General features: G+C 61.5%; 1 protein-coding gene and 1 pseudogene. Both read left to right on the top strand.

Annotated features, from left to right (window positions below; all coding sequences use genetic code 11):
• On the top strand, positions 1–330 hold a 330-nt coding region (locus AAFM29_RS16920; protein ID WP_341713913.1), incomplete at its 5' end, for a hypothetical protein.
• Positions 331–372: 42 nt separating this feature from the next.
• Positions 373–810, top strand: a pseudogene (locus AAFM29_RS16915) (IS5 family transposase); the annotation flags it as partial.

Here is an 810-nt window from a genome sequence, read left to right as displayed (position 1 = left end):
TATGAGGATCGGATAGATACCTCGGAAGTGCTCCGCATGAACTTCGAGCCTGAGGAAGTGGCCATCTATGAAGTGCGCGACGGGGACATTCTGCTGAACGAGGGACAGAGCCCTGAGCTGGTGGGTCGCCCAGCGATCTACCGAGGTGAGGTGCCGGGCGCGTGCTTCCAGAATACGCTTATACGCTTCAGAGCGTATGAGCACGTGGACCCCAATTACGCGCTGTTGGTCTTTCGACACTACATGCATTCGGGTGTTTTCAAATCCATTGCCCGGTGGTCGACCAACATTGCCCATCTAGGCTCAGGACCTATTAAATTGCTTGCATGACGGGCGTTGCTCTGATTCCCGATAGGGATCGGGGAGGCGTTGATGAGCGATCTTTTGTGGTTGTCGGACAGGCAGATGGCGGTGATTGCGCCGTTCTTTCCGTTGGCGCACGGCGTACCTCGGGTGGATGACCGGCGGGTGGTGTCGGGGATCGTGTTCGTGATCCGGAACGGCCTGCGCTGGCGCGATGCGCCGTCGGCCTATGGGCCGCACAAGACGCTGTATAATCGGTTTGTGCGCTGGAGCCGCCTGGGGGTGTTCGACCGCATCTTCGCGGCCCTGGCCGGACAGGCGGGAGAGCCGGACGCCATCATGATCGACAGCACCCACCTGAAGGCGCATCGCACGGCGGCGAGCCTGCTCAAAAAGGGGATGTTCCCCGCCGCATCGGGCGACCCAAGGGCGGCCTGAACTCCAAGCTGCACACCGTCTGCGACGACCGGGGGCGGCCCCTGGTCATGCTGCTCACCGAAGGCCAGA

The organism is Erythrobacter sp., assembly GCF_038133525.1.
Classification (GTDB): domain Bacteria; phylum Pseudomonadota; class Alphaproteobacteria; order Sphingomonadales; family Sphingomonadaceae; genus Qipengyuania.
The sequence above is the reverse complement of the archived record's forward strand: the minus strand, read 5'-3'. Positions and strand labels throughout refer to the sequence as shown.